21 protein-coding genes, 3 tRNA genes and 1 pseudogene are annotated in these 23,612 nt (G+C 72.0%); 14 read left to right on the plus strand and 11 right to left on the minus strand.

Annotation, left to right across the window (positions count from 1 at the left end; genetic code table 11):
• Positions 1-112: 112 nt before the first annotated feature.
• The 5 genes and pseudogenes from AB0E14_RS32035 to AB0E14_RS32055 form a co-directional block, all read left to right on the plus strand.
• Positions 113-700, plus strand: a pseudogene (locus tag AB0E14_RS32035) (DNA polymerase III subunit gamma and tau); the annotation flags it as partial.
• A gap of 61 nt (positions 701-761) precedes the next feature.
• Positions 762-2,060: a phosphoribosylamine--glycine ligase gene (gene purD, locus AB0E14_RS32040; protein WP_362426222.1), complete on the plus strand. Its 1,299-nt coding sequence runs from the start codon at positions 762-764 to the stop codon at positions 2,058-2,060.
• Between the two features lie 217 nt (positions 2,061-2,277).
• Positions 2,278-4,266, plus strand: coding sequence for a hypothetical protein (locus AB0E14_RS32045; RefSeq protein ID WP_362426225.1), 1,989 nt, complete (start codon positions 2,278-2,280; stop codon positions 4,264-4,266).
• A 175-nt stretch (positions 4,267-4,441) separates the two neighbouring features.
• Positions 4,442-5,902 carry a N,N-dimethylformamidase beta subunit family domain-containing protein gene (locus tag AB0E14_RS32050; RefSeq protein WP_362426228.1) on the plus strand — a complete coding sequence of 487 codons (1,461 nt, stop codon included), beginning with the start codon at positions 4,442-4,444 and terminating at the stop codon, positions 5,900-5,902.
• 162 nt (positions 5,903-6,064) lie between these two features.
• The gene (locus tag AB0E14_RS32055; RefSeq protein ID WP_362426231.1) at positions 6,065-6,976 is read left to right on the plus strand and encodes a phosphoribosylaminoimidazolesuccinocarboxamide synthase; all 912 of its coding nucleotides are present in this window, start codon (positions 6,065-6,067) and stop codon (positions 6,974-6,976) included.
• 51 nt (positions 6,977-7,027) lie between these two features.
• Here AB0E14_RS32055 and AB0E14_RS32060 read toward each other — a convergent pair.
• The 8 genes from AB0E14_RS32060 to AB0E14_RS32095 all read right to left on the minus strand — a co-directional run bounded on the left by AB0E14_RS32060 (position 7,028) and on the right by AB0E14_RS32095 (position 11,580).
• Positions 7,028-7,100: transfer RNA gene (locus tag AB0E14_RS32060), tRNA-Gly, on the minus strand.
• Positions 7,101-7,122: 22 nt separating this feature from the next.
• Positions 7,123-7,731: a response regulator transcription factor gene (locus AB0E14_RS32065; protein ID WP_362426234.1), complete on the minus strand. Its 609-nt coding sequence runs from the start codon at positions 7,729-7,731 to the stop codon at positions 7,123-7,125.
• Positions 7,728-8,960 (minus strand): histidine kinase, encoded by a 1,233-nt coding sequence (locus AB0E14_RS32070; protein WP_362426237.1) that lies wholly within the window; start codon positions 8,958-8,960, stop codon positions 7,728-7,730. Before AB0E14_RS32070 ends, AB0E14_RS32065 begins: the two co-directional genes overlap by 4 nt.
• 41 nt (positions 8,961-9,001) lie before the next feature.
• On the minus strand, positions 9,002-9,766 hold the full coding sequence (locus AB0E14_RS32075) for an ABC transporter permease (protein WP_362426240.1): 765 nt from the start codon (positions 9,764-9,766) through the stop codon (positions 9,002-9,004).
• Complete coding sequence (locus AB0E14_RS32080) at positions 9,763-10,704, minus strand: ABC transporter ATP-binding protein (protein WP_362426243.1); 942 nt, start codon at positions 10,702-10,704, stop codon at positions 9,763-9,765. Before AB0E14_RS32080 ends, AB0E14_RS32075 begins: the two co-directional genes overlap by 4 nt.
• A gap of 185 nt (positions 10,705-10,889) precedes the next feature.
• Positions 10,890-10,962, minus strand: a tRNA-Gly gene (locus AB0E14_RS32085).
• 80 nt (positions 10,963-11,042) lie between these two features.
• Positions 11,043-11,114, minus strand: a tRNA-Gly gene (locus tag AB0E14_RS32090).
• Between the two features lie 112 nt (positions 11,115-11,226).
• Positions 11,227-11,580 (minus strand): Lsr2 family protein, encoded by a 354-nt coding sequence (locus AB0E14_RS32095; RefSeq protein WP_362426246.1) that lies wholly within the window; start codon positions 11,578-11,580, stop codon positions 11,227-11,229.
• Between the two features lie 333 nt (positions 11,581-11,913).
• Here AB0E14_RS32095 and purS point away from each other — a divergent pair, with 333 nt between their 5' ends.
• From purS to AB0E14_RS32120, 5 genes are all read left to right on the plus strand, one after another.
• A complete protein-coding gene (purS, locus tag AB0E14_RS32100; protein WP_260230829.1) occupies positions 11,914-12,183 on the plus strand; it encodes a phosphoribosylformylglycinamidine synthase subunit PurS in 270 nt (89 codons plus the stop codon).
• Complete coding sequence (purQ, locus tag AB0E14_RS32105; protein WP_362426250.1) at positions 12,180-12,860, plus strand: phosphoribosylformylglycinamidine synthase subunit PurQ; 681 nt, start codon at positions 12,180-12,182, stop codon at positions 12,858-12,860. Before purS ends, purQ begins: the two co-directional genes overlap by 4 nt.
• Entirely contained in the window at positions 12,860-15,109 is a 2,250-nt protein-coding gene (gene purL, locus AB0E14_RS32110; RefSeq protein ID WP_362426253.1) for a phosphoribosylformylglycinamidine synthase subunit PurL, read from the plus strand. Before purQ ends, purL begins: the two co-directional genes overlap by 1 nt.
• 116 nt (positions 15,110-15,225) lie before the next feature.
• Positions 15,226-15,732: a helix-turn-helix domain-containing protein gene (locus AB0E14_RS32115; protein ID WP_362426256.1), complete on the plus strand. Its 507-nt coding sequence runs from the start codon at positions 15,226-15,228 to the stop codon at positions 15,730-15,732.
• 32 nt (positions 15,733-15,764) lie between these two features.
• Positions 15,765-16,598 (plus strand): M23 family metallopeptidase, encoded by an 834-nt coding sequence (locus AB0E14_RS32120; RefSeq protein WP_362426258.1) that lies wholly within the window; start codon positions 15,765-15,767, stop codon positions 16,596-16,598.
• On the opposite strand, the gene AB0E14_RS32125 is transcribed toward AB0E14_RS32120, so the two are convergent.
• Entirely contained in the window at positions 16,586-16,990 is a 405-nt protein-coding gene (locus AB0E14_RS32125) for a nuclear transport factor 2 family protein (RefSeq protein WP_362426261.1), read from the minus strand. The two genes, AB0E14_RS32120 and AB0E14_RS32125, sit on opposite strands and share 13 nt — an antisense overlap.
• Positions 16,991-17,065: 75 nt before the next feature.
• Between AB0E14_RS32125 and AB0E14_RS32130 the strand changes: the two genes are divergently transcribed.
• Together AB0E14_RS32130 and AB0E14_RS32135 are read left to right on the plus strand one after the other, a co-directional pair.
• Complete coding sequence (locus AB0E14_RS32130) at positions 17,066-17,854, plus strand: sterol carrier family protein (protein WP_362426264.1); 789 nt, start codon at positions 17,066-17,068, stop codon at positions 17,852-17,854.
• A 61-nt stretch (positions 17,855-17,915) separates the two neighbouring features.
• On the plus strand, positions 17,916-18,749 hold the full coding sequence (locus tag AB0E14_RS32135; RefSeq protein WP_362426267.1) for an META domain-containing protein: 834 nt from the start codon (positions 17,916-17,918) through the stop codon (positions 18,747-18,749).
• On the opposite strand, the gene AB0E14_RS32140 is transcribed toward AB0E14_RS32135, so the two are convergent.
• Together AB0E14_RS32140 and AB0E14_RS32145 are read right to left on the minus strand one after the other, a co-directional pair.
• On the minus strand, positions 18,746-20,167 hold the full coding sequence (locus AB0E14_RS32140) for a sulfatase-like hydrolase/transferase (protein WP_362426270.1): 1,422 nt from the start codon (positions 20,165-20,167) through the stop codon (positions 18,746-18,748). The two genes, AB0E14_RS32135 and AB0E14_RS32140, sit on opposite strands and share 4 nt — an antisense overlap.
• A gap of 241 nt (positions 20,168-20,408) precedes the next feature.
• The gene (locus AB0E14_RS32145; protein ID WP_361849886.1) at positions 20,409-20,501 is read right to left on the minus strand and encodes a putative leader peptide; all 93 of its coding nucleotides are present in this window, start codon (positions 20,499-20,501) and stop codon (positions 20,409-20,411) included.
• Between the two features lie 425 nt (positions 20,502-20,926).
• On the opposite strand from AB0E14_RS32145, the gene purF reads away from it, so the two are divergent.
• The gene (gene purF / locus AB0E14_RS32150) at positions 20,927-22,453 is read left to right on the plus strand and encodes an amidophosphoribosyltransferase (protein WP_362426274.1); all 1,527 of its coding nucleotides are present in this window, start codon (positions 20,927-20,929) and stop codon (positions 22,451-22,453) included.
• 43 nt (positions 22,454-22,496) lie between these two features.
• Complete coding sequence (gene purM, locus AB0E14_RS32155; RefSeq protein WP_362426277.1) at positions 22,497-23,570, plus strand: phosphoribosylformylglycinamidine cyclo-ligase; 1,074 nt, start codon at positions 22,497-22,499, stop codon at positions 23,568-23,570.
• Positions 23,571-23,612 lie beyond the last annotated feature (42 nt).

A 23,612-nucleotide genomic window follows, 5' to 3' on the forward strand; every position in this document is an offset into this window, starting at 1 on the left:
GGGAACTGGCACGTGCGGCGATCCGGTTACTGACACAGGGCGCGCCCACCACCCAGGAGGGGGCCGAGCGGCGGGCGAAGCCCCCGCCGCCCCCGCTCCCTCCGGTGACATGGCCCAAGGCGCCGCCCAGGTGCGGAACATGTGGCCGTCGATCCTCGACGCCGTCAAGAACCGGCGCCGTTTCACGTGGATCCTGCTGAGTCAGAACGCCCAGGTCGCCGGGTTCGACGGCACCACCCTCCAGCTCGGCTTCCTCAACGCGGGCGCGAGGGACAACTTCGCCAGCTCCGGCAGCGAGGACGTCCTGCGCCAGGTCCTGGCCGACCAGTTCAACGTGCAGTGGAAGATCGAGGCGATCATCGACCCCTCGGGCGGTGCCAACCCGCCGCCCGCCGCGACCGGCTTCGGCGGCGGCCGCCCTGCCGCTTCCGCTCCGTTCTCCGCGCCGGCTCCCGCCGCGCCCCCGCAGCAGCAGTGGGCCCCCGCCCAGCAGCCCTCCCAGGCTTCGCCCGCCGCCCCGCCCGCCCGGCAGGCGCCCGTACCGCAGCCGCAGGCCGCCCCCGCTCCCGCGCCCGTCGCGCCCGAGGACGACGTGCCGGAGGAGGACGACCCGGACCTGGTGGACTCGGCGCTCTCCGGTCACGATCTGATCGTTCGCGAGCTCGGGGCGACGGTTGTGGAGGAATACACGAACGAGTAGGGGCGTCTCGCTCGGTGGCCCGCACAAGGGGCATCCGGCCACGCGGGCTACCCTGGCTGGCGTGAAGGTCCTCGTCATCGGCGGCGGCGCCCGCGAACACGCCCTGTGCCGCTCTCTCTCCCTCGATCCCGACGTCACCGCTCTGCACTGCGCGCCCGGCAACGCCGGAATCGCGGAGGTCGCCGAGCTGCACCCCGTCGACCAGCTGGACGGCGCGGCCGTCGCACGGCTGGCCGCCGACCTCCAGGCGGACCTGGTCGTCGTCGGCCCGGAGGCCCCGCTCGTCGCGGGTGTCGCCGACGCCGTCCGCGCCGCGGGCATCCCCTGCTTCGGCCCGTCCGAGGAGGCGGCGCAGCTGGAGGGCTCCAAGGCGTTCGCCAAGGACGTCATGGCCGGGGCCGGCGTCCCGACCGCCCGTAGCTACGTCTGCACCACCGCCGAGGAGATCGACGAGGCGCTCGACGCCTTCGGCGCTCCCTACGTCGTCAAGGACGACGGTCTCGCGGCCGGCAAGGGCGTCGTCGTCACCGGCGACCTCGCCGAGGCCAGGGCCCACGCGCTGGCCTGCGTGTCACAGCGTCGCGGAGCGACTCGTTCCGGGGCGGTGGCGGGCGACGGGCGGGCCGTCATCGAGGAGTACCTCGACGGCCCCGAGGTCTCCCTCTTCGCGATCACCGACGGCGTCACCGTCCTGCCCCTCCAGCCCGCGCAGGACTTCAAGCGCGCGCTCGACGGCGACGAGGGCCCGAACACCGGCGGCATGGGTGCCTACTCCCCGCTGCCCTGGGCCGACCCCAAGCTGGTCGACGAGGTCATGGACACCGTCCTCCAGCCGACCGTCGACGAGCTGCGCCGCCGGGGCACCCCCTTCCAGGGCCTGCTGTACGCGGGCCTGGCGATCACCAGCCGTGGCGTGCGGGTCATCGAGTTCAACGCCCGCTTCGGCGACCCGGAGACCCAGGTCGTCCTCGCCCGGCTGCGCACCCCGCTGGCGAGCGTCCTGCTGAACGCCGCCCAGGGCACCCTCGACAACGAGCCCCCGCTGAACTGGCACGACGACGCGGCCGTGACCGTCGTCATCGCCTCGCACAACTACCCCGCGACCCCGCGCACCGGCGACCCGATCGAGGGCCTGGACGAGGTGGCGGCGGAGGATGCCCCGCATGCGTACGTCCTGCACGCCGGGACCAAGCGGGACGGCGACGCGATCGTGAGCGCCGGCGGCCGCGTCCTCTCCGTCACCGCGACCGGAAAGGATCTGGCGCGGGCCCGCGAGCGGGCGTACAAGGCGGTCGGCCGCATCCGTCTGGACGGCTCGCAACACCGTACGGACATCGCACGCAAGGCCGCGGGGGAGTGAACCCCTAACCGCCCCGGACCGTCATCACCTTTGCCCAAAGCCATTCCATCGAGTGACGGCTGAGCCATCCGGATGACGCCCGCCGAAGCCCCAACTAGGGTGCGGCGAAGGCGTTCCGGCACTTGGCCCACCGGCATTGCGATGTCAGTGACGGGTGCCACAGTGGGGGAGTGACCAACACCGCCACAGGCAGTCCCGACGAGGGCAGGAGGGGGTGATGAACGGCGTGTCCGGTAGCGGCTCCGGTTCCGTTGTCGGCGAGGAGATGGGTGTGCGCGCCGCGCACACCCGGGCGCTCGCCGTGCTCCGCGTCCGCTCCAGGGCGCTGGCCGTCGCGCTGCTCCCCGCCGCCGCGGCCGTGATCCTGTACGCGGGCGGGGTCACCGGTCACATGACCGGGCCCGGCTGGGACGCCGCCCGCGGCTTCGCCACCGCGCTCGCGCTGGTCGTCCTCCTCGCGGCGGCGGCCGTCGCCCTGGTGATCGCGCGCTCCCGGCCCGCCGTCACGCCGACGGTCGAGCTCTCCGAGCGGGCCGCCCCCGATCTGTACCGGATGGTGCGGGACCTGGCCGACCGGCTCGGGGTCCCGGCGCCCTCCGCGATAGCCCTGACCCCGGACTGCGACAGCTGGCTCGAGGACCGTACGCACCCGGCGCACGACACGGGCCGTACGGCCGGCCTGCGCCGCTCCACCGACGCGCCGGTCCTGGTCATAGGCTCGCCCTTCCTGTGGTGGATGCGCGTCGGCGAGCTGCGCGCGGTCCTGGCCCCCGTCGTCGCGGGTACGGCTCCGGCGGCGCAGCCCGACATAGCGGCGGCCCGCCGCTTCGTGCAGGGCCTCGACGCCGCCGTCGCCGCTCCCCGCAGCCCCGGGCTCGGCCCGGTGGCCAGGCTGGGTGCGCGCGGGATCGCCCAGGTCGCCCGAGTGCTGCTGCGGATGTGCCGCGGCCACGCCGCCGAGATGGAGCGCGGTGTCGCCGTGGCCGGCTCCGAGCGCGCACAGGCTGTGGACTACGGAATCCGGATCGTCGCCCAGGAGCAGGTCGGCCTCGCCTATGCCGGCTGGGACCGGCTGCTCACGCGCGTGGCGCTGCCCGCCTGGCGGATGGGCCGCTGGCCGGCCAGCCTCGACGTGGGCGTGGTCGCGGCCCTCACCGAACTCTCCCGCCGTGACCGTCTCGCGGACAGCTTCGCCTCCCGGCTCGGCGAGCGCCCGGCCTGCGACCTGCTCGAAGAGCCCGGCGCCGTGGACGAGGCCGCCTCGCTGCTCGCGGCCCGGCTCTTCCACGGCGGCCCGGCGGAGCCCGGCCCCGACTGGTCCCCGGTGGAGTGGAGCCAGTACCCGGAGGAGGTCGTGGACCGGAAGTGGCGCAGCGATGCGGCCCGTCTCCATCAGGTGCTCGACGACATGGGCGTCCTCCCGGCACCGTCCCCGTCCGCCGGTACGGGTGCCGGTACGGGTGTGGGCGCGGGCGCGGGTGCGCGTGCCGGCACGGAGAGCGGTGCCGACAGCGTGACCGGAGCAGGGAGCGCGGGCGTCGACGGCCCGACCCTGACCCGTGTGCTGGCCCACCTCTCGGCCCACCCGGCGCCCGAGACCGGTGAGCGGCCCGAGCCCGAGCCCGAGCCCGACTCCCGGCCCGAGCCCGAGCGTGAGCACGACTCCCGGCCCGAGTACGACTCCCGGCCCGAGCCCGACTCCCGGCCCGAGCCCCCGCCCGAGCCCGACTCCCGGCCCGAACACGACTCCCCGCGCGAGGCGCCCGAGCCCGACGTCCACCCGGCGGCCGAGCCCGAGGACGAGCAGCCCCTCGCCGCGAACCCCGCCGCCGACGCCCTCGCGGCCGCCCTCACCGCGTACGTGGCGCGCGAGGAGGCCGCACGGCCGACCGCCGAGCCCGCGCCGCACGCGGACGCCGTCGGCGGCGACGCGCTGCCGCTCTTTCCGCTGCAGCCGCCCCGGACGGGCCGCGACCTGCTCGCCGACCACGTCACGGCGATGGTCTGCTGCGCCGCCGTGGACACCGCGGGCGCCGCACCCGGCCTCGACTGGCTCGACGGGCCCGCCCTCCTCGTCGGCGGCGTGCGGAGCACGGACCTGACCGCCCGCGTGCTCGCCCTCGTCGAGGACGGCGACCCCGACCCGCTCAGCGCCTGGCTCGCGGAGACCGGCGTGCGCCCGGAGAAGCCCGTCCGCCTCGTCTGAGCCCCGGAGCCCCTCCGGAAGCCCCGGGCCCCCTCCCGACCGGAACCGCACCTTCCGTTTCACGTCAATTCGCGACGAACGGTGACGGAGTGCGTGCGTTATGTGATGTGCTGGAGACCGGCACTGACAGCAGCACATGACACGGCGCACGGGGGAGTCGAGGGAGGGGCGCGACATGGGGGCGGATCAGATCAGGCGGTGGGAGTCGGGCGCGCTCGCCCACGCCGTCACGGACCCGTTCGGCCAGGGCCCCCTGCCCTGGCTGCGCGGCTCGGAGAACTACTTCGACGACACGGGCCAGGTCGTCCCCTGGTACGCCGACGAGACCCTGGCCCGCGGCGGCGGAGGAGGCCCGCGCACCGCCGACGACGTCCGGAGCCAGATCAAGGGGTTCGTCTCCAACGGGGCGGTGGCCCCCGGCGAGGCGATCGATTTCCACATCACCGTGGACCCGCCGCAGCAGTTCTCGGTCGACATCTACCGGATCGGTCACTACGCCGGCGAGGGCGCCACCAAGATCACCACCAGCCCCCGGCTCTCCGGCATCGTCCAGCCGGCCCCGCTCACTGCCGACCGCACGGTCTCCTGCCACCACTGGTGGCAGTCCTGGCGGCTCCAGATCCCGTCCCACTGGTCGATCGGCGCGTACGTCGCCGTGCTCACCACCGTCGGCGGCTACCGCTCGCACATCCCCTTCACCGTCCGCGACGACCACCCCGCCGACCTCCTCCTCGTCCTCCCGGACATCACCTGGCAGGCGTACAACCTCTACCCGGAGGACGGCCGGACCGGCGCGAGCCTCTACCACGCGTGGGACGAGCAGGGCCGGCTCCTCGGCGAGGAGGACGCGGCGATCACCGTCTCCTTCGACCGCCCCTACGCGGGCGCGGGCCTGCCCCTGCACGTCGGGCACGCCTACGACTTCATCCGCTGGGCCGAGCGGTACGGCTACGACCTCGCCTACGCCGAGACCCGCGATCTGCACGCGGGCCGCGTCGACCCCACCCGCTACCGCGGCCTGGTCTTCCCCGGCCACGACGAGTACTGGTCCGTCCCCATGCGCCGGACCGTCGAACTCGCCCGCGAGCAGGGCACCTCGCTCGTCTTCCTCTCCGCCAACACCATGTACTGGCAGGTGGAGCTGGGGCCCTCCCCGTCCGGCGTGCCCGACCGGCTGCTCACCTGCCGCAAGCGCCGCGGCCCCGGCCGCTCCGCGCTGTGGCGCGAGATCGACCGCCCGGAGCAGCAGCTGCTCGGGATCCAGTACGCGGGCCGCGTGCCGGAGCCGCACCCGCTCGTCGTGCGGAACGCGGACCACTGGCTCTGGGAGGCCACCGGCGCCGGGGACGGCGACGAGATCCCCGGCCTGGTCGCGGGCGAGGCGGACCGCTACTTCCCGCGCACCGCGCTCCCCGAGCACGAGGGCCGCATCCTGCTCGCCCACTCGCCGTACCGGGACAGCGAGGGCGCGCTGCGCCACCAGGAGACCTCGCTCTACCGCGCCCCGTCCGGCGCCTGGGTCTTCGCTTCGGGCACCTTCGCCTGGTCGCCCGCCCTGGACCGGCCGGGCCATGTCGACCAGCGGATCCAGCGCGCCACGGCGAACCTCCTCGACCGCATCTGCAAAAGGGACTGAGACAGGGACTGAGACAGGGACTGACACCGGGACGCGACTGAACGGCGCGTGCGAATGATCGACGAGCGGGACTGACCAGCGCCTTCGAGGGGCCGATGGTCCGTTGGCCGGGCGAGTGCGAGAGAATCGACCCGTTCCTGGATCAACCTACGCGGAGGAACCGTGTCCGGATTCGTAGAAAAGCCCGAGCCCGTTCAGGTCCCCGGCCTGACCCACCTCCACACGGGCAAGGTGCGCGACCTCTACCAGAACGAGGCCGGCGAGCTCGTGATGGTGGCCAGTGACCGCATGTCCGCGTACGACTGGGTCCTGCCGACCGAGATCCCCGACAAGGGGCGGGTGCTCACCCGGCTCTCCCTGTGGTGGTTCGACCGGCTCGCCGACCTCGTCCCCCACCACGTCATCTCCACCGACGTCCCGGCCGGCGCCCCCGCCGACTGGGCGGGCCGCACCCTGGTCTGCAAGTCCCTGACGATGGTCCCGGTCGAATGCGTGGCCCGCGGCTATCTGACCGGCTCCGGACTCGCCGAGTACAAGCAGTCCCGTACGGTCTGCGGCCTCGGGCTCCCCGAGGGCCTCAGCGACGGCTCCGAGCTGCCCGCGCCGATCTTCACCCCGGCCACCAAGGCCGCCGTCGGCGACCACGACGAGAACGTGTCGTACGAGGAGGTCGCCCGCCAGGTCGGCGCGGAGACCGCGGCCCTGCTGCGCCAGACCACCCTCGCCGTCTACGGCCGGGCCCGGGACATCGCCCGCGAGCGCGGGATCATCCTCGCCGACACCAAGTTCGAGTTCGGTTTCGAGGCGACCGAGGAGGGCGAGCGGCTCGTCCTCGCCGACGAGGTGCTCACCCCGGACTCGTCCCGCTTCTGGCCGGCCGACCAGTGGCAGCCGGGCCGCGCCCAGCCCTCGTACGACAAGCAGTTCGTGCGCGACTGGCTGACCTCCCCGGCCTCCGGCTGGGACCGTACGAGCGAGCAGCCGCCGCCGGCGCTCCCGCAGGAGGTCGTCGACGCCACCCGCGCCAAGTACATCGAGGCGTACGAGCTGCTCACGGGCACGAACTGGCAGTAGGACGACACGAAGAAGCCCCCGGTCCGAGAGGACCGGGGGCTTCTTTCTCTGAGCGGACGACGAGATTCGAACTCGCGACCCTCACCTTGGCAAGGTGATGCTCTACCAACTGAGCCACGTCCGCATGCGCCGTAGCGCGGAGCCAACTATACCCAACCTTTCTCGCGTGCGAGACGCACGGCCGTGTGGCGGTTCTCTGCGCCGAGCTTCGCGGCGGCGGAGGACAGGTAGTTCCGGACCGTTCCCTGGGAGAGCGAGGCCCGCTCGGCGATCTCCGCGACGGGTGCGCCGTCCGCGGCGAGTTCGAGGACCTCGGCCTCGCGCGCGGTCAGCGGGGAGTCCCCGGCGGCGATCGCGTCGGCCGCCAACTCCGGGTCCACATAACGGTTTCCGGCGTGCACGGCGCGGATGAGTTCGGCGAGCCGCTGGGCGCTGACGGTCTTCGGGACGAAGCCCCGCACGCCGGCCGCGAGCGCCCGCTTGAGGTGTCCGGGGCGGCCGTGACTGGTGACGATCATGGTGCGGCAGTCGGGCAGTTCGTCCCGCAGGGCTGTGGCGACCCTCACACCGTCGAGCCCCGGCATCTGCAGATCGAGGACGGCGACATCGGGCCGGTGGGCGCGGGCCATGGCGAGCGCCTCGGGTCCGGTGGCGGCCTCGGCGACGACCGCGAGATCGTCCTCGAGGGCGAGCAGCGCGGCGAGCGCGCCCCGGATCAGATGCTCGTCGTCGGCGAGCAGTACGCGTACGGTCACGCCCCCGCCCCCTTTTCCGACCGCGGTACGGGGACCAGAGCCGTCACCCGGAACGTACCGCCGTCGTCCGGCCCCGCCTCCAGGGTCCCGTCCACCGCCGCGAGCCGCTCCCGCAGCCCCGCGAGGCCCGAGCCGCGCTCCATCACCGCCCCTTCCCGTACGCCGTCGTTCCGTACCGTGAGCAGCACCGAACCGTCCTTCTCCCGCAGCGAGATCGCGCACATCCGCGCGTCGCCGTGCCGCAGCACGTTGGTCGTCGTCTCCCTGACCACCCAGCCGAGAACCGACTGGACACCGGCCGGGAGTTCCATGGGCACCGGGTCGATCGCGCAGTCGATGCCGGCGGCCCCGAGCACCCCGCGCGCGCCCTCCAGTTCGACCCGCAGGTCCGCCTCCCGGTAGCCGCGCACCACGTCCCGCACCTCCCGCTGGGACTCCTGCGCGATCCGCTGGACCTCGATCATCTGGTCGACGGCCTCGGGCCGTTCGCGCCGCGCGAGCTGCACGGCGAGTTCGCTCTTGAGGGCGATCACCGAGAGGTTGCGGCCCATGACGTCGTGCAGGTCGCGGCCGAAGCGGAGCCGTTCCTCGGCGACGGCGAGCCGGGCCTTCAGATCGCGGGAGCGCTCCAGCTCCCAGACCATCTTCATCAGCCAGGCGGAGAACCCGCAGGCGGCGACGATGCCCGCCCCGCCCAACAGGATGCCGACGGCGTACCCGGTGCCCTCTCCCGGGTGGCCGCCCATCGCCACGACGGCGCCGCCGGTGCCGATCGCGGCGGCCGGGACGCCGTACATCATGCGCCGGGGGCGGCGCAGGCACAGGACGAGACCGCCCAGGGTGAAGGTGACGAGTCCCGTGGCGACGGCCGACGTGACCGCGACGTCCGCGAGCACCCCCGTGGCCCGCAGCGCGAGCACGGCCAGCGCGATGACCGCCGTCAGGACCGTCAGCGCGGTGGCGAGCCGGACCGGCTGGTCACGCCGGTCGAGCACCCAGTCCAGGGCGCGGGAGGAGAGCACGGCGGTCAGCACGGCGTGGGCGCAGACCAGCAGCGTCAGGGTGAGGGCGAGGGGCGCGGCGATCCGGGTCTCCTCGGCTCGAGCGAGCGGTACGAGCCCGATGGCGCCGATCTCGATCACCGCGAAGAAGTGGAAGGTCCACCGTGTGTACAGCTCGACCTTGGCCGCCGTGCCACGGCCGCTCCACCACCCCGTCAGCCTGGACACGTGCCCGGCCCCCTTCCCCACACCGCGTTCCCTGCGGATTCCTAGCGCCGCGGTTCCCAGCGGAACCACCGGCGGACAGCAAACACGGTCAGAGCGCCCCAGATCAACGTGTTCCGTGCGGAGGCCAGCAGGTCCATGGCGTCGGGTGCGCCCAGCCAGCCGGCGCGGACGAGTTCCATGACGCCGCTGAAGGGCAGGTAGCCGCAGACGTCGGCGACGAGATCGGGCAGGACGTCGGTCGGGACCATCAGGCCCGATCCCATCGCCGAGACGAGGAAGAACGGCAGGGTGGTGAGGCCCGCGCTCTCGACGTTGCGGGTGAAGGCGGTGGTCAGGGCGGCGAGTCCGGCGAGCAGGGCGACGGCCGCGAGGAGGCCGAGCACGAGCAGGTCGGGCCGGCGCGGCGCGGGTACGTCGAGGGCGAGGGCGCCGCCGACGGTGAGGACGGCGCACTGCAGGAGCGCGATCGCGGCGGAGGGCAGTGCGGCGCCGCCGAGGATCTCCAGGTCGCGGATCTCGCCGGTGCGCAGCCGCTTGAGCACCAGCTCCTCGCGGCGGCCGACGAGGGCGGACGTCAGGCCCATGTAGACGACGAGGATCAGGACGAGGCCGGTGCCGCCGATGAGGGTGGCGCCCGCCATCCCGCCGGGCAGGTCGTCGGTGGACATCTTCGTGAGCGAGGACCGCAGCACGAAGATCATCAGGAGCGGCATGAGGAGGGCGATGAAGAGGTTGTTCTTGTTCCGCCCGAGGAGGGTGAGTTCGGCCCGCCCCAGCGAGGTCATGCGGCGTGCGGTCGCGTTCATCGGGCGGTCTCCAGGTCCAGGTCCAGGTCCAGGTCGGCGGAGTCGGTGCGGGAGGCGATCTCCAGGAAGGCCTCTTCGAGGGAGGCGGAGCGGGCGTCGAGCCCGTCGAGCCGGACGCCCGTGTCGGCCGCCCAGCGGAGCAGGTCTCCCAGGGCGTCCTGGAGTTCGTGTGTACGGATCTCGACGCGCCCGCCCTCGGCGGCGGCCTTGAGGTGGAGGGGGAGGCGCTCGGGGCCGACGCCCTCGGGGAGCTTGAAGCGGATCCGGGAGGGGCGGGAGGCGGTGACCTCGGCGGGCGTGCCCGCGGTGACGATGCGGCCGCGGTGCATGATCGCCAGCCGGTCGGCGAGGGATTCGGCCTCTTCCAGGTAGTGCGTGGTGAGGAGCACGGTGGCGCCGGTGTCGCGCAGCCGGCGGACCAGCTCCCAGGTGTCGCGGCGGCCCTCGGCGTCCAGGCCGGTGCTGGGTTCGTCGAGGAAGAGGACCTCGGGGCGGCCGAGGAGCGCGAGCGCGAGGTCGAGGCGGCGGCGCTCGCCGCCGGAGAGCTGCTTGATCCGGACCTTGGCCCGATGGGCGAGCCCGACCAGGTCGAGGGCTTCGCCGGTCGGCCGGGCGCCGGTGGTGCACCCCGCCCACATCCGTACGGTCTCGGCCACGGTCAGGTCGGACGGGAAGCCGCCCTCCTGGAGCATCACCCCGATCCGGGGCCGGACGGCGGCCCGTTCGCGGTACGGGTCGTGGCCGAGGACCCGGACGGTGCCGCCGCTCGGCGCGGCGAGGCCCTCCAGGAGCTCGACGGTGGAGGTCTTGCCGGCCCCGTTGGTGCCGAGGAGGGCGAAGATCTCGCCCCGGGGAACGGTGAAGGAGATTCCGGCGACGGCTTCGTAGCCGCCGGAGTAGCGCCGGCGGAGGCCCTCCGCCACGATCACATCGGTCATGGTTCAAGGCTCGCGGCGGGGCGGGCCGCTCGGCAGTGCGCCCTGTCATCACCGCGCATGACAAATGTCAGGGGCGGGATCGCGTGGCGCAGGAGGGCAGGAGAGCAGGAGGGCAGCAGAGATCGTGGATCGTGCGGAGAACACGACGAAGGCCCGGTTCCTGAGAACCGGGCCTTCGATCAACGAGCGGACGACGAGATTCGAACTCGCGACCCTCACCTTGGCAAGGTGATGCTCTACCAACTGAGCCACGTCCGCATTGCTGTCGCTCAGCTCTCACTGGGCGGTGCGAGCACCACTGTACCTGATGCACCGGAGTGCTCGGTAATGCGATGCAGAGCGGGTGACAGGAATTGCACACTGCGCCTTCCCCCTGGAAGGGGGATGTTCTACTACTGAACTACACCCGCACGCTGCGTGAGGTTCGGCCCTTCGGCCTCGCCCCTCGGCGTGATCCAGACTCTAGCCGATCAGCGGGGGTGCTGCGCAACTCCGTTGTCGACGCGGAGTCAGGCCCAGGGCTCAACTGGCCTCGCGGAACGCCTCGTAGACCCGCTTCGGGATGCGGCCGCGGGCGGGCACGTCCATCTTGTTGGACTGGGCCCAGGCGCGGACCGCCGCCGGGTCGGGGGCGAGGGCGGTGTGCTTGTACGAAGCCACCGAGGCGGGCGCGCCGCCGGCGTGGGCGGCCGCGGCCTTGCCGGTCAGCTTCCGGCCGGCCGCCAGGTAGGGCGCCAGCGCCTTGCGCAGTTTCTTTGCATTGGCGGGATTCAGGTCGATCTCGTACGTCTTCCCGTCCAGGCCGAACGCGACCGTTTCCGCCGCTTCTCCGCCGTCGATGTCGTCGAAGAGAGTGACCACTACTCGCTGCGCCACGGATATCGGTCCTTTCTTGCGGAGCGCCGTGATCGTCTTGGCGTGAGCAACGCCTCTGACGTGCGGCGACACCGGCTTTACGGCTACCCCGGGCCAATGCTGCTTTCCTCTGTATTCCTTTGTACAGCGGTAGGCCTCGCATGGGGAAGCCCAGCCAATTGCATCCGCGTGTCTCCCCGCAATGGCCCGTGCAATATTTCACTTGAATTTTCCGTGGGGATCTTCGGAGATCTTCGGGAGGCTTTGTAGGGTCCTCCAGTTCTCTACCCGCGTAGAATTTGGAGGCAGGTACGCTGAGGGAACCGCCCACGCAACACACCACCGGGAGTGCCAGTGGCACGCGTCGTAGTCGACGTCATGCTCAAGCCGGAGATCCTCGACCCCCAGGGGCAGGCGGTGCAGCGTGCACTGCCCCGCCTCGGATTCGAGGGAATCGCCGACGTCCGCCAGGGAAAGCGCTTCGAGCTCGAGGTGGAGGGACCGGTCGACGAGGCCGCCCTCGCCCGCATCCATGAGATGGCCGAAACCTTCCTCGCCAACACCGTGATCGAGGACTTCACCGTCAAGGTCGAGTCCACGGAGACCGCCGGGGCTTCCTCGTGACCGCACGCATCGGCGTCGTCACGTTCCCCGGAACGCTCGACGACCAGGACGCGCTGCGCGCCGTCCGACTGGCGGGCGCGGAGCCCGTCTCGCTCTGGCACCGCGACAAGGACCTCAAGCAGGTCGACGCCGTGGTCCTGGCCGGTGGCTTCTCCTACGGCGACTATCTGCGGGCCGGAGCCATCTCCCGCTTCTCGCCGGTCATGGAGCCGCTCATCGAGCAGGCGAAGGCGGGCATGCCCGTCCTCGGCATCTGCAACGGCTTCCAGATCCTCACCGAGGCCCATCTGCTGCCGGGCGCGATGCTGCGCAACAACCACCTGCACTTCATCTGCCGCGACCAGAAGCTGCGGGTGGAGAACGCGGGCACCGCGTGGACGTCCGACTACGAGCAGGGCCAGGAGATCCAGGTCCCGCTCAAGAACATGGACGGCCGCTACGTCGCCGACGAGCGGACGCTCGACGAGCTGGAGGCCGAGGGGCGGGTGGCCTTCCGCTACCTGGACATGAACCCCAACGGCTCGCTCCGCGACATCGCGGGCATCACCAACGCCGCGGGCAACGTGGTCGGCCTCATGCCGCACCCCGAGCACGCCGTCGAGCCGCTGATCGGTACGGGCCGTACCGACGGCCTCGGTTTCTTCACCTCGATCCTCAAGAAGCTGGTCAACGCCTGATGAGCCTCGACACCGTCAAGCACGCCACCGAGACCCCGGACAGCGAGCAGCCGTGGAAGGAGCTCGGCCTCAAGGAGGACGAGTACGCGCGCATCCGCGAGATCCTCGGCCGCCGTCCCACGGGTGCCGAGCTCGCCATGTACTCGGTCATGTGGTCCGAGCACTGCTCGTACAAGAGCAGCAAGGTCCACCTGAAGCAGTTCGGCGAGAAGGTCCCCGAGAACGACGCCATGCTCGTCGGCATCGGCGAGAACGCGGGCGTCGTGGACGTCGGCCAGGGGTACGCGGTCACCTTCAAGGTCGAGTCGCACAACCACCCCTCGTACATCGAGCCCTACCAGGGCGCGGCCACCGGCGTCGGCGGCATCGTCCGCGACATTCTCGCCATGGGCGCCCGCCCGGTCGCTGTGGTGGACCCGCTGCGCTTCGGCGCGGCCGACCACCCCGACACCAAGCGCGTGCTGCCCGGTGTCGTCGCGGGCATCGGCGGCTACGGCAACTGCCTGGGCCTGGCGAACATCGGCGGCGAGGTCGTCTTCGACGAGTGCTACCAGGGCAACCCGCTGGTCAACGCCGGCTGCATCGGTGTCATGAAGCACGAGGACATCCACCTCGCCAAGGCCTCGGGCCCCGGCAACAAGGTGATCCTCTACGGCGCCCGCACGGGCGGTGACGGCATCGGCGGCGTCTCGGTCCTCGCGTCCGAGACCTTCGACGACAGCAAGCCCACCAAGCGCCCCGCGGTCCAGGTCGGCGACCCGTTCCAGGAGAAGCTCCTCATCGAGTGCACCCTGGAGATCTTCCAGGAGAAGCTGGTCGCGGGCATCCAGGACCTGGGTGGCGCCGGACTCTCCTGCGCGACCTCCGAGCTGGCCTCGGCCGGCTCCGGCGGTATGCGGGTCGACCTCGACCGGGTCCACCTGCGCGACGCGACGCTCTCGCCCGAGGAGATCCTCATGAGCGAGTCGCAGGAGCGCATGTGCGCGATCGTCGAGCCGCAGCACGTCGACCGCTTCCTGGAGATCTGCGAGAAGTGGGACGTCATCGCGGTCGTCATCGGTGAGGTGACCGACGGCGAGCGTCTGGAGATCTTCTGGCACGGCGAGCAGATCGTGGACGTGCCGCCGCGCACGGTCGCCCACGAGGGCCCGGTCTACCACCGGCCGTTCGCCCGCCCGGAGTGGCAGGACGCGCTCCAGGCCGACGACGCGGGCAAGCTGCCCCGGCCGCAGAACGGCGAGGAGCTGAAGGACCAGGTCCTGAAGCTGGTTTCCTCCCCGAACCAGGCGTCGAAGTCCTGGATCACGGACCAGTACGACCGGTTCGTGCAGGGCAACACCGTCCTCGCGCAGCCCGAGGACGCGGGCATGGTCCGCATCGACGAGGAGACCAACCTCGGCGTGGCCATGGCCACCGACGGCAACGGCCGGTACGCGAAGCTCGACCCGTACGCGGGCGCGCAGCTCGCGCTGGCGGAGTCGTACCGCAACGTGGCCGCCTCCGGTGCCAAGCCGCTGGCGATCTCCAACTGCCTGAACTTCGGTTCGCCCGAGGACCCGGCCGTGATGTGGCAGTTCGCCGAGGCCACCCGTGGTCTCGCGGACGGCTGCCTGCAGCTGGGCACCCCGGTGACCGGCGGCAACGTCTCGCTGTACAACCAGACCGGCGAGGTCGCCATCCACCCGACGCCGGTCGTGGCCGTGCTCGGTGTGATCGACGACGTCAACCGCCGTACGCCGATCGCCTTCGCGGAAGAGGGCCAGCTCCTCTACCTGCTCGGCGACACGCGTGAGGAGTTCGGCGGCTCGGCCTGGTCCGAGGTCATCCACCAGCACCTCGGCGGTCTGCCGCCGGCGGTGGACCTCGACCGGGAGAAGCTGCTCGGCGAGATCCTGATCTCGGCCTCCCGCGACGGCATGATCGACGCGGCGCACGACCTGTCCGACGGCGGTCTGGTCCAGGCGGTCGTCGAGTCCTGCCTGCGCGGCGGCAACGGCGCGCGCCTGGTCGTGCCGGAGGGCCTGGACGCCTTCACGTTCCTCTTCAGCGAGTCGGCCGGCCGCGCGGTCGTCGCCGTCCCGCGCAGCGAGGAGCTCCGCTTCACCGACATGTGCGGCGCCCGGGGTCTCCCGGCGACGCGGATCGGTGTCGTGGACGGCGAAGAGGTCGATGTGCAGGGCGAGTTCAGCATCGCGCTGAGCGAGCTGCGCACCGCGCACGAGGCGACGATCCCGGGCCTGCTGGCCTGACGGACGCACACGACGGGGAGCCCCCGTCCGGACCTTCGGGTCCGGGCGGGGGCTCTTTCGTGTGCGCCCTCCGCGCCCCCTTGCGCGAGATTACGTAATTACGTAATCTCGACGAAATGGAGCTGGAAGAGCGGGTCGCCGAGCTGGAACGCCGTATGGCGGCGCTGGAGGGCGCGGAACGTCCCGCGCCCGAGGTGACCGACGGGACCTTCTGGGCCCTGGAGGGCCTCAAGGCGGAGATCGCCGGGGCGGGCGCGGCGGGCGAGGACGGCGCGGTGCTGTTCACGGGCGCGGTCCGGCTGCCGACCGAGGAGCGGTACGAGTGGCAGTTCGGTGCCTTCACCGAGCGGCTCCTCGACGAGGACTGGGCCGAGGCCGCCGACTCCTTCGCCGCGCTCGGGCATCCCGTACGGCTGCGGCTGCTGCGGGAGATCCTCGGCGGCCGGCGCACCGCCGCCGAGCTGGCGGACCTCGCGGAGATCGGCACGACCGGCCAGATCTACCACCACCTGCGCCAACTGACCGGCGCGGGCTGGCTCCACACCACCGGCCGGGGCCGCTACGAGGTACCGGCGGCGCGGGTCGTCCCGCTCCTGGTGGTCCTCACGGCGGCCCGGCCGTAAACGTCGATCTTCAGCGTTCAGGGGGAACGTTCATGTCCGCACGGAAGCTCGCGCTCGTCGTCCACCGGCTGCTCTGGCTGGTGTTCGCCGTCCAGGCGCTCGCCTCGGTCTTCGTCGAGCCGCCCTATCCGTACTGGATGGGCTGGCTGCCCGCGCTCGCCGCCCTGGCGGTCGGCGCCACGCTGGTCGGGACCGCCCGCCGCGCGAACGCCGAGGAACGCCCCGCCGTCGAGGTGGACCCGCCCGTCACCGGCCGCTGGTCGGCGCTGAACAGCCCGGCGGACCGCACGCCCAGCCACGGCACGCACCAGTACGGACAGACCTACGCCATCGACATCGTCGAGGAGGACGAGGAGCGGCCGCGGCCGGCGTTCGCCCGCCTCTGGCCCGTGGTCCGCCGCAGCGAGGACTTCCCCGCCTTCGGCGCCCCGCTGTTCGCGGTCGCCGACGCGACCGTGGTCCACGCCGAGGACGGCCGGCGCGACCACCTCAGCCGCAACTCGCTGCCCGCCCTGGCGTACCTCCTGCTGATCGAGTCGGCCGTCCGCGCCCTCGCCGGCCCCCGCAGCGTCACCGGCAACCACCTGGTCCTCGACCTCGGCGACGGTACGTACGCGATGTACGCGCATCTGAAGCGCGGCTCCCTCGCCGTCCGCGCGGGCGACCGGGTGCGCGCGGGACAGGAACTCGCCCGGTGCGGCAACTCCGGCAACTCCACGGAACCGCACGTGCACTTCCAGCTGATGGACGGCCCCGACCTGGACACCGCGCGGGGCGTCCCGTTCACCTGGCGGGGTGTGGGCGTGCCGAGGAACGGCGAGGAGTTCGTGGCCGAACCCACCGAGAAGACGGCCTACACGGGCTGATCCCAGAAGGCGTCGGACTCGTCGATGTCCTCGACGCACTCGTCGACGTCGGTGATCTTGCCGCCGACGATGGTGAAGAAGAGCCCGCCGCGCATCTCGATGCCCCGGTCACCCCGGTCGCCGTGCCACTTGTGGACCGACATGACATGGCCGCGGCCGTCCGGGAACACGCCTTCCAGCTCGACCCGGAACGTGCCGCCCGTGAGCTCCATGAGCCGTCCGAAATGCTCCAGGATGTTGTCCTGGCCCTTGAAGTGGCCGGACATCTGACTGGACCCCGGTGAGTGATGGGTGCAGTCCGAGGTCATCATCGACCGCAGGGTCTCCATGTCCCCTTGGGAGAACGCTTCGTAGCCCCGGTGGACCAGGACACTGTCGGGGTGCTCAGCCATGGCCGCCCGACCCCTCTCGTACGCGTAGGTGTACTGGAAGCCCTCCCCTTCCAGTCTCCGACTACGCTCGCCCCCATGCCACCGGCCAAGAAGCGCACCCGCAGCTACGACTCCGCCAAGACCCGGGCCGCCGTGCTCGCCCAGTTCGGGAACGTGCGGACGGCGGTGGAGACGCTCACGCCCGAGCAGCTCGACGGGCCGACGCGGCTGGGGGAGTGGACCGTACGGGACCTGGCGGCACACATGACGATGGCGGTCGGCGCCGTCGCCCGCGCGCTGGGCGAGCCCCAGCCGGCCGGGCCGGAACTCGCGCTGCTCGACTGGCCCTCGGCGACCGCGACGGCCGCCGCCCGGATCGACGAGGACACCCGGGCGATCGACACCGCCGATCTGCCCGGCCTGTTCGCGCGGACGGCCGCGCTGTACCAGGAGCGGATCGCCGGAGTCCCCGACGAGCGGCTCGTCCCGATGCGCTTCGGCGCGATGCGACTCGCGGACTTCCTCGTCACCCGTGCCGTCGAACTCGTCGTCCACACCGACGACCTGAACGCGGCGACCGGCCTGGACGTGCCGATCGACCGGCAGGCCCTGGCCGCCTCCACCCGGCTGCTCGCCGACGCGCTCGCGGTCAAGGCGCCCGGCGGGGCGGTCGAGGTGCGGATCCCGCCCTTCGCGGTCGTCCAGTGCGTGGCGGGCCCCCGGCACACCCGGGGCACTCCGCCCAACGTCGTGGAGACCGACCCGCTGACCTGGCTCCGGCTCGCGACCGGCCGGGCGCGGTGGGCCGAGGAACTGGACGCGGCGCGCGTCGGCGCCAGCGGGGAACGGGCGGACCTCGCCGCCCTGCTGCCGCTGATGGGGTGACTCCCCGCAGACTTCCCGGAGCCGTACGGAACCGTCCGTACCGTTCGCCCGTCCCATCCCCATGCTGAAGACACGCACCACCGCAGCCGCCGCCGTCCTGGCCTCGCTCGTCGTGCTCTCGGCGTGCGGCACCCAGAAGTCCGGCTCCGATCCCGGCTCCGGCGCCGGAGCCGGAACCGTCGCGCCCGACGTGCCCGTCACCGGCGTCCACTGGAAGTTCGAGACCGTGACGACGGCGGGCGAGGAGAGCCGGGCGCCCGACGGCGCCCACATCGAGATCGCCAAGGACGGCAAGGCGTCGGGCAACAGTGGTTGCAACGGTTTCGGCGCCGAGGTATCGGTGCAGGGCGACACGGTCACCGTGAAGCAGGGCCAGGGCACCGAGATGGCGTGCTCCGGTGAGCGCGGAGCCTTCGAGGCGGTGCTCCAGAAGGTCCTCACGGGCTCGATGAAGGCCAAGCTCGACGGCGACCGGCTCACCCTCACCTCGCCCGACGGCAAGAACACCGTCGCGCTGACCTCCGAACCGCCGGCCCCGCTCAACGGCACCACCTGGACCGTCGACTCCCTGCTCTCCGGCGAGACGGCCACCTCGCTGCCAAAGGGCAGCGAGGGCAAGGCCACGTTCGTCATCGACAAGGACGGCCGGGTCCGGGGCAACCTGGGCTGCAACCGGTTCACGGCCACCGCGAAGGTCACCCCTGACACCCTCACGGTCACCGGACCGGTCGTGACCACGCGCATGATCTGCTCGGGCCCGCAGATGCAGCTGGAGACCAAGCTGTACGAGCTCCTCGACGGACCGCTCTCGTACGAGCTCGGTCACCGCACGCTGACCCTCACGGCCGCCGACGGCGAGGGCTTCTCGGCGACGACGGCCCCGAAGAAGGGTTAGCTCGGGTACGGGAGCAGCCCCGCGTCCGTCCGCTCCCACGCCGCCCGCAGCTCGGCCAGCCGGTCCCGCTCGAACGGTGCCCGGTCCGCCTGCTCTCGGACGTCCTCGGCGAGGTGGAACAGCTGGTCACGGCCGCTCTTGCCGCGGTAGTACTTCCACGGGCCGCGGCGCAGCGCCCGCTCGCCCCGCACCCGCCAGAACAGGTCCCGCTCGCGGACCCGCTCGCCGCGCAGCAGGTACCCGGCGAGGCTCGTCCCGTCGAGCGGGTACGCCGGGTGGGGGCGGGCGCCGCCCAGTTCGAGGAGGGTCGCCGTCCAGTCGGGGCTGTACACGGGCACCCGGCTGACCTGGCCGCCGTCGATCCGGGCGGGCCAGCGCAGGATCGAGGGGACGCGGATGCCGCCCTCCTGGAGCGAGCCCTTGTTGCCGGCCAGCGGCCAGTTGTAGGAGAAGCGCTCGCCGCCGTTGTCGCTGGCGAAGAAGACGAGGGTGTCCTCCTCCTGCCCGGACCGCTTCAGCGCGGCGAGGACCGTGCCGATCGACCGGTCGAGGTCCTCGACCATCTCCTTGTACTTGGCTATGGACCCGCCGTCCTGGTGCCAGAGCGCGCTCCGGTCGCCGGCCTTGATCCGCCGGACGATCTCGGCGCTCGCCTCCTCGTCGCCGTCGGCGATCCAGGGCCAGTGCGGGGTGGTGAAGTTCAGGTTGAGCAGCCAGGGCCGGTCGTGGTCCCGGGCGACGTACTCGCTCGCCCGCTCCGTCAGGATCCGGGTGTAGTAGCGCAGGTCCTTGTACTGGGCGTCGCCCTCGTAGAGGTCGTACTCGCCGCCGAGGCCGAGCTTGGAGTAGTACTCCAGGGCTCCGCCGAAGTTGCCGAAGAACTCGTCCCAGCCCGAGCGTGTGGGGGAGTAGTCGGGCAGGTAGCCGCAGTGCCACTTGCCGATCAGCGCGGTGGCGTAGCCGGTCTCGCGCAGTCGCGAGGCGAGCGTGGGGTGGGTGGGCTCCAGGCCGACGGACTTGTCGGCGATCGGCTCGGCGAGACCGCCCTTCGTACGGCCGGGGAAGCGGCCCGTGTAGAGGGAGAACCGGGTCGGGGAGCAGGTCGCGGAGCCGGAGTAGGCGTCGGTGAAGCGGACGCCCTGGCGGGCGAGCCGGTCGAGGTGGGGGGTGCGGATGTGCGGGGAGCCGTACGAGGAGAGGTCGGCCCAGCCGAGGTCGTCGCCGAGGATGAACAGGATGTTCGGCCGCCGGGAGCGCCGCCCGGCCGCGGCACGGAACTCCCGCTCCTCGGCGGCCGCGGCGTGCGCGGTCCCGGCGTGCGCGGTCCCGCTGCCGGCACCGAGCGCGCCGGCGGCGGCCGCCCCGACGGCGGCGCCGCCGAGGGCGCGTCGGGACAGGGGTGTCGTGGGCGTGGGCATGGAGGCTCCTTGGAAGGTGCGGTGCGTGTGAAGGGGGTGCGGGCGCGCGAGGGCGCGCGGCGGCGCGGCCCGACCCGGACGGGGGCGTGGCTGGGCGGCGCGGAGTGCTTGAAGGGGTGGGCGAGGGCCGATTCGCCTGGATCAGGCCGGATCAGGCCGTATCAGGGCGAGAGGCCAGGGCCGATGAGCCCGAGCCGTAGCCCGACGAGATCCGAACGAAGGGGCCTAGGGCTTTCCGCCCCTAGGCGCAGCGACAGAGCGCGCCGGCGACACGGACCAGGTCGACGTGTCGGCGCGCCACGAGGGTGACCGACCGGTCACGCAGAGGCTGCATGGTGCTGGAGCCTGGCCGAGAGAGGACACCCCTGTCAACGCCCGTCCCGCTCTGTGGGACGCCCGTCTCACGAAGGACCGCGGTCCGCCGCGCCTTCGCCCCGGGCGGTCCCGTCCGGCCGTGTCTTCGCCCCAGGCGGACGCGTCCGCGCACCCCGCCCCGACGCCGTTCCGGCACCCGCAGGACGCCCTCCCGTTGCGAACTCCGTCACACCCGGAGCCTCCCGGGCCCGCACCTACTCGCCGGTAGAGCGTGTCGCGGCCCTCGTCGCCGACCCCTTGGAGCCCTTCTGCCCCTTGGTCACCGGGGGTCTCGCGGGCGGCCCCACCAGGCCTTGTTGATCAGATTGTGCGATCACACCAATCGGGGACCCCTCTCAATTCCCCAATTCGGACCAGTGGTCGACCTCCCCTACACTCGGGAACGTGCCACGTGGTGACGGTCGACTCAATCACGATCTGCTTCCCGGCGAGAAGGGCCCCCAGGACGCTTGCGGCGTCTTCGGTGTCTGGGCTCCGGGTGAAGAGGTCGCAAAGCTCACGTACTTCGGGCTCTACGCCCTCCAGCATCGGGGCCAGGAATCCGCGGGTATCGCGGTCAGCAACGGCTCCCAGATCCTCGTCTTCAAGGACATGGGACTGGTGTCCCAGGTCTTCGACGAGACCTCTCTCGGTTCGCTCCAGGGTCATATCGCGGTCGGTCACGCCCGCTACTCGACCACCGGTGCCTCCGTGTGGGAGAACGCGCAGCCGACGTTCCGGGCGACCGCCCACGGCTCCATCGCGCTCGGCCACAACGGCAACCTGGTGAACACGGCCCAGCTCGCCGAGATGGTCGCCGACCTGCCCAAGCAGGAAGGCCGCACGACTCGCGTCGCGGCCACCAACGACACCGATCTGCTCACGGCGCTGCTCGCCGCGCAGGTCGACGAGGACGGCAAGCCGCTCACCATCGAGCAGGGCGCCGCGAAGATCCTCCCCGAGGTCCGGGGTGCCTTCTCCCTCGTCTTCATGGACGAGCACACGCTCTACGCGGCCCGCGACCCGCAGGGCATCCGCCCGCTGGTCCTCGGCCGTCTGGAGCGCGGCTGGGTCGTCGCCTCCGAGTCCGCCGCTCTCGACATCTGCGGCGCCAGCTACGTCCGCGAGGTCGAGCCGGGCGAGATGATCGCGATCGACGAGAACGGCATCCGTACCTCGCGATTCGCGGAAGCGAAGCCCAAGGGCTGCGTCTTCGAGTACGTGTACCTGGCCCGCCCGGACACCGACATCGCCGGCCGCAACGTCTACCTCTCCCGCGTCGAGATGGGCCGTCGCCTCGCCAAGGAGGCACCCGTCGAGGCCGATCTGGTCATAGCGACGCCGGAGTCCGGCACGCCGGCCGCGATCGGGTACGCGGAGGCCTCCGGCATCCCCTTCGGCGCCGGTCTGGTGAAGAACGCCTACGTGGGCCGCACCTTCATCCAGCCCTCGCAGACCATCCGCCAGCTGGGCATCCGGCTGAAGCTGAACCCGCTCAAGGAAGTCATCAAGGGCAAGCGCCTGGTGGTCGTCGACGACTCGATCGTCCGCGGCAACACCCAGCGCGCCCTCGTCCGGATGCTCCGCGAGGCGGGCGCCGCCGAGGTCCACATCCGGATCTCCTCGCCGCCCGTGAAGTGGCCGTGCTTCTTCGGCATCGACTTCGCCACCCGCGCGGAGCTGATCGCCAACGGCATGTCCGTCGAGGAGATCGGCACCTCGCTCGGCGCGGACTCGCTCTCGTACATCTCCCTCGACGGGATGATCGAGGCGACCACCATCGCCAAGCCGAACCTCTGCCGTGCCTGCTTCGACGGCGAGTACCCGATGGAACTCCCGGACCCGGAGCTGCTCGGCAAGCAGCTGCTCGAGACGGAGCTGGCCGCCGGCCCCGCCGCGACCGCGGCCGCCGACGCCCTGCGCCGCCCGTAAGACCCCGCTGCACCCCGCAGTACGACACGAAAGCTCTGAACCCATGTCTCAGACCACCGGTGCCAGCTACGCGAGTGCGGGCGTCGACATCGAAGCGGGCGACCGCGCCGTCGAGCTCATGAAGGAGTGGGTGAAGAAGACGCAGCGCCCCGAGGTCGCGGGCCTCGGTGGCCTCGGCGGCTTCGCCGGCCTCTTCGACGCCTCCGCGCTCAAGCGCTACGAGCGTCCGCTGCTCGCCTCCGCCACCGACGGTGTCGGCACGAAGGTCGACATCGCCCGCCAGATGGGCGTCTACGACACCATCGGCCACGACCTGGTCGCGATGGTCATGGACGACATCGTCGTCTGCGGCGCCGAGCCGCTCTTCATGACCGACTACATCTGCGTCGGCAAGGTCCACCCCGAGCGGGTCGCCGCGATCGTCAAGGGCATCGCCGAGGGCTGCGTCCTCGCCGGCACCGCCCTCGTCGGTGGCGAGACCGCCGAGCACCCGGGCCTGCTCGGCCCGGACGACTTCGACGTCGCCGGCGCCGGTACGGGCGTCGTGGAGGCGGACCGTCTCCTCGGCCCCGATCGCATCCGTACGGGTGACGCCGTCATCGCGATGGAGTCCTCCGGCCTTCACTCCAACGGGTACTCGCTCGTCCGGCACGTCCTCTTCGACCGGGCGGGCATGAGCCTCGACCAGCGCGTCGAGGAGCTCGGCCGGACCCTGGGCGAGGAGCTCCTGGAGCCGACGAAGATCTACTCGCTCGACTGCCTGGCGCTGACCCGGACCACCGAGGTGCACGCCTTCAGCCACATCACGGGCGGTGGCCTGGCCGCCAACCTGGCGCGGGTCGTCCCGGACGACCTGCACGCCGTGGTCGACCGTTCGACCTGGGCGCCGGGAGCGATCTTCGACCTGGTCGGCAAGGCCGGACAGGTCGAGCGCCTCGAGCTGGAGAAGACCCTGAACATGGGCGTCGGCATGATGGCCGTCGTCCCGGCCGAGTCCGTGGAGGTCGCCCTGGCCACCCTGGAGGACCGGGGTGTCGAGGCCTGGGTCGCGGGTGAGATCACCGAGCGCGGCGACCGTACGACGGGCGCGGAGCTCATCGGCGACTACGCGGTCTGAGACGACTCCACGGTCCGATCCGGCACGGTGGGTGGGCACGGC

Source organism: Streptomyces sp. NPDC047981, assembly GCF_040653315.1.
GTDB lineage: Bacteria > Actinomycetota > Actinomycetes > Streptomycetales > Streptomycetaceae > Streptomyces.

Excerpts from the sequence above, each read along its gene's own strand:
- purL (WP_362426253.1), top strand. The coding sequence starts at position 12,860 with ATGAGCCTCGACACCGTCAAGCACGCCACCGAGACCCCGGACAGCGAG.
- AB0E14_RS32075 (WP_362426240.1), bottom strand. The coding sequence starts at position 9,766 with ATGAACGCGACCGCACGCCGCATGACCTCGCTGGGGCGGGCCGAACTC.
- AB0E14_RS32125 (WP_362426261.1), bottom strand. The coding sequence starts at position 16,990 with ATGGCTGAGCACCCCGACAGTGTCCTGGTCCACCGGGGCTACGAAGCG.
- AB0E14_RS32135 (WP_362426267.1), top strand. The coding sequence starts at position 17,916 with ATGCTGAAGACACGCACCACCGCAGCCGCCGCCGTCCTGGCCTCGCTC.
- AB0E14_RS32080 (WP_362426243.1), bottom strand. The coding sequence starts at position 10,704 with ATGACCGATGTGATCGTGGCGGAGGGCCTCCGCCGGCGCTACTCCGGC.
- AB0E14_RS32115 (WP_362426256.1), top strand. The coding sequence starts at position 15,226 with ATGGAGCTGGAAGAGCGGGTCGCCGAGCTGGAACGCCGTATGGCGGCG.
- AB0E14_RS32120 (WP_362426258.1), top strand. The coding sequence starts at position 15,765 with ATGTCCGCACGGAAGCTCGCGCTCGTCGTCCACCGGCTGCTCTGGCTG.
- purM (WP_362426277.1), top strand. The coding sequence starts at position 22,497 with ATGTCTCAGACCACCGGTGCCAGCTACGCGAGTGCGGGCGTCGACATC.
- AB0E14_RS32045 (WP_362426225.1), top strand. The coding sequence starts at position 2,278 with ATGAACGGCGTGTCCGGTAGCGGCTCCGGTTCCGTTGTCGGCGAGGAG.
- AB0E14_RS32140 (WP_362426270.1), bottom strand. The coding sequence starts at position 20,167 with ATGCCCACGCCCACGACACCCCTGTCCCGACGCGCCCTCGGCGGCGCC.
- AB0E14_RS32050 (WP_362426228.1), top strand. The coding sequence starts at position 4,442 with ATGGGGGCGGATCAGATCAGGCGGTGGGAGTCGGGCGCGCTCGCCCAC.
- AB0E14_RS32130 (WP_362426264.1), top strand. The coding sequence starts at position 17,066 with ATGCCACCGGCCAAGAAGCGCACCCGCAGCTACGACTCCGCCAAGACC.
- AB0E14_RS32145 (WP_361849886.1), bottom strand. The coding sequence starts at position 20,501 with ATGCAGCCTCTGCGTGACCGGTCGGTCACCCTCGTGGCGCGCCGACAC.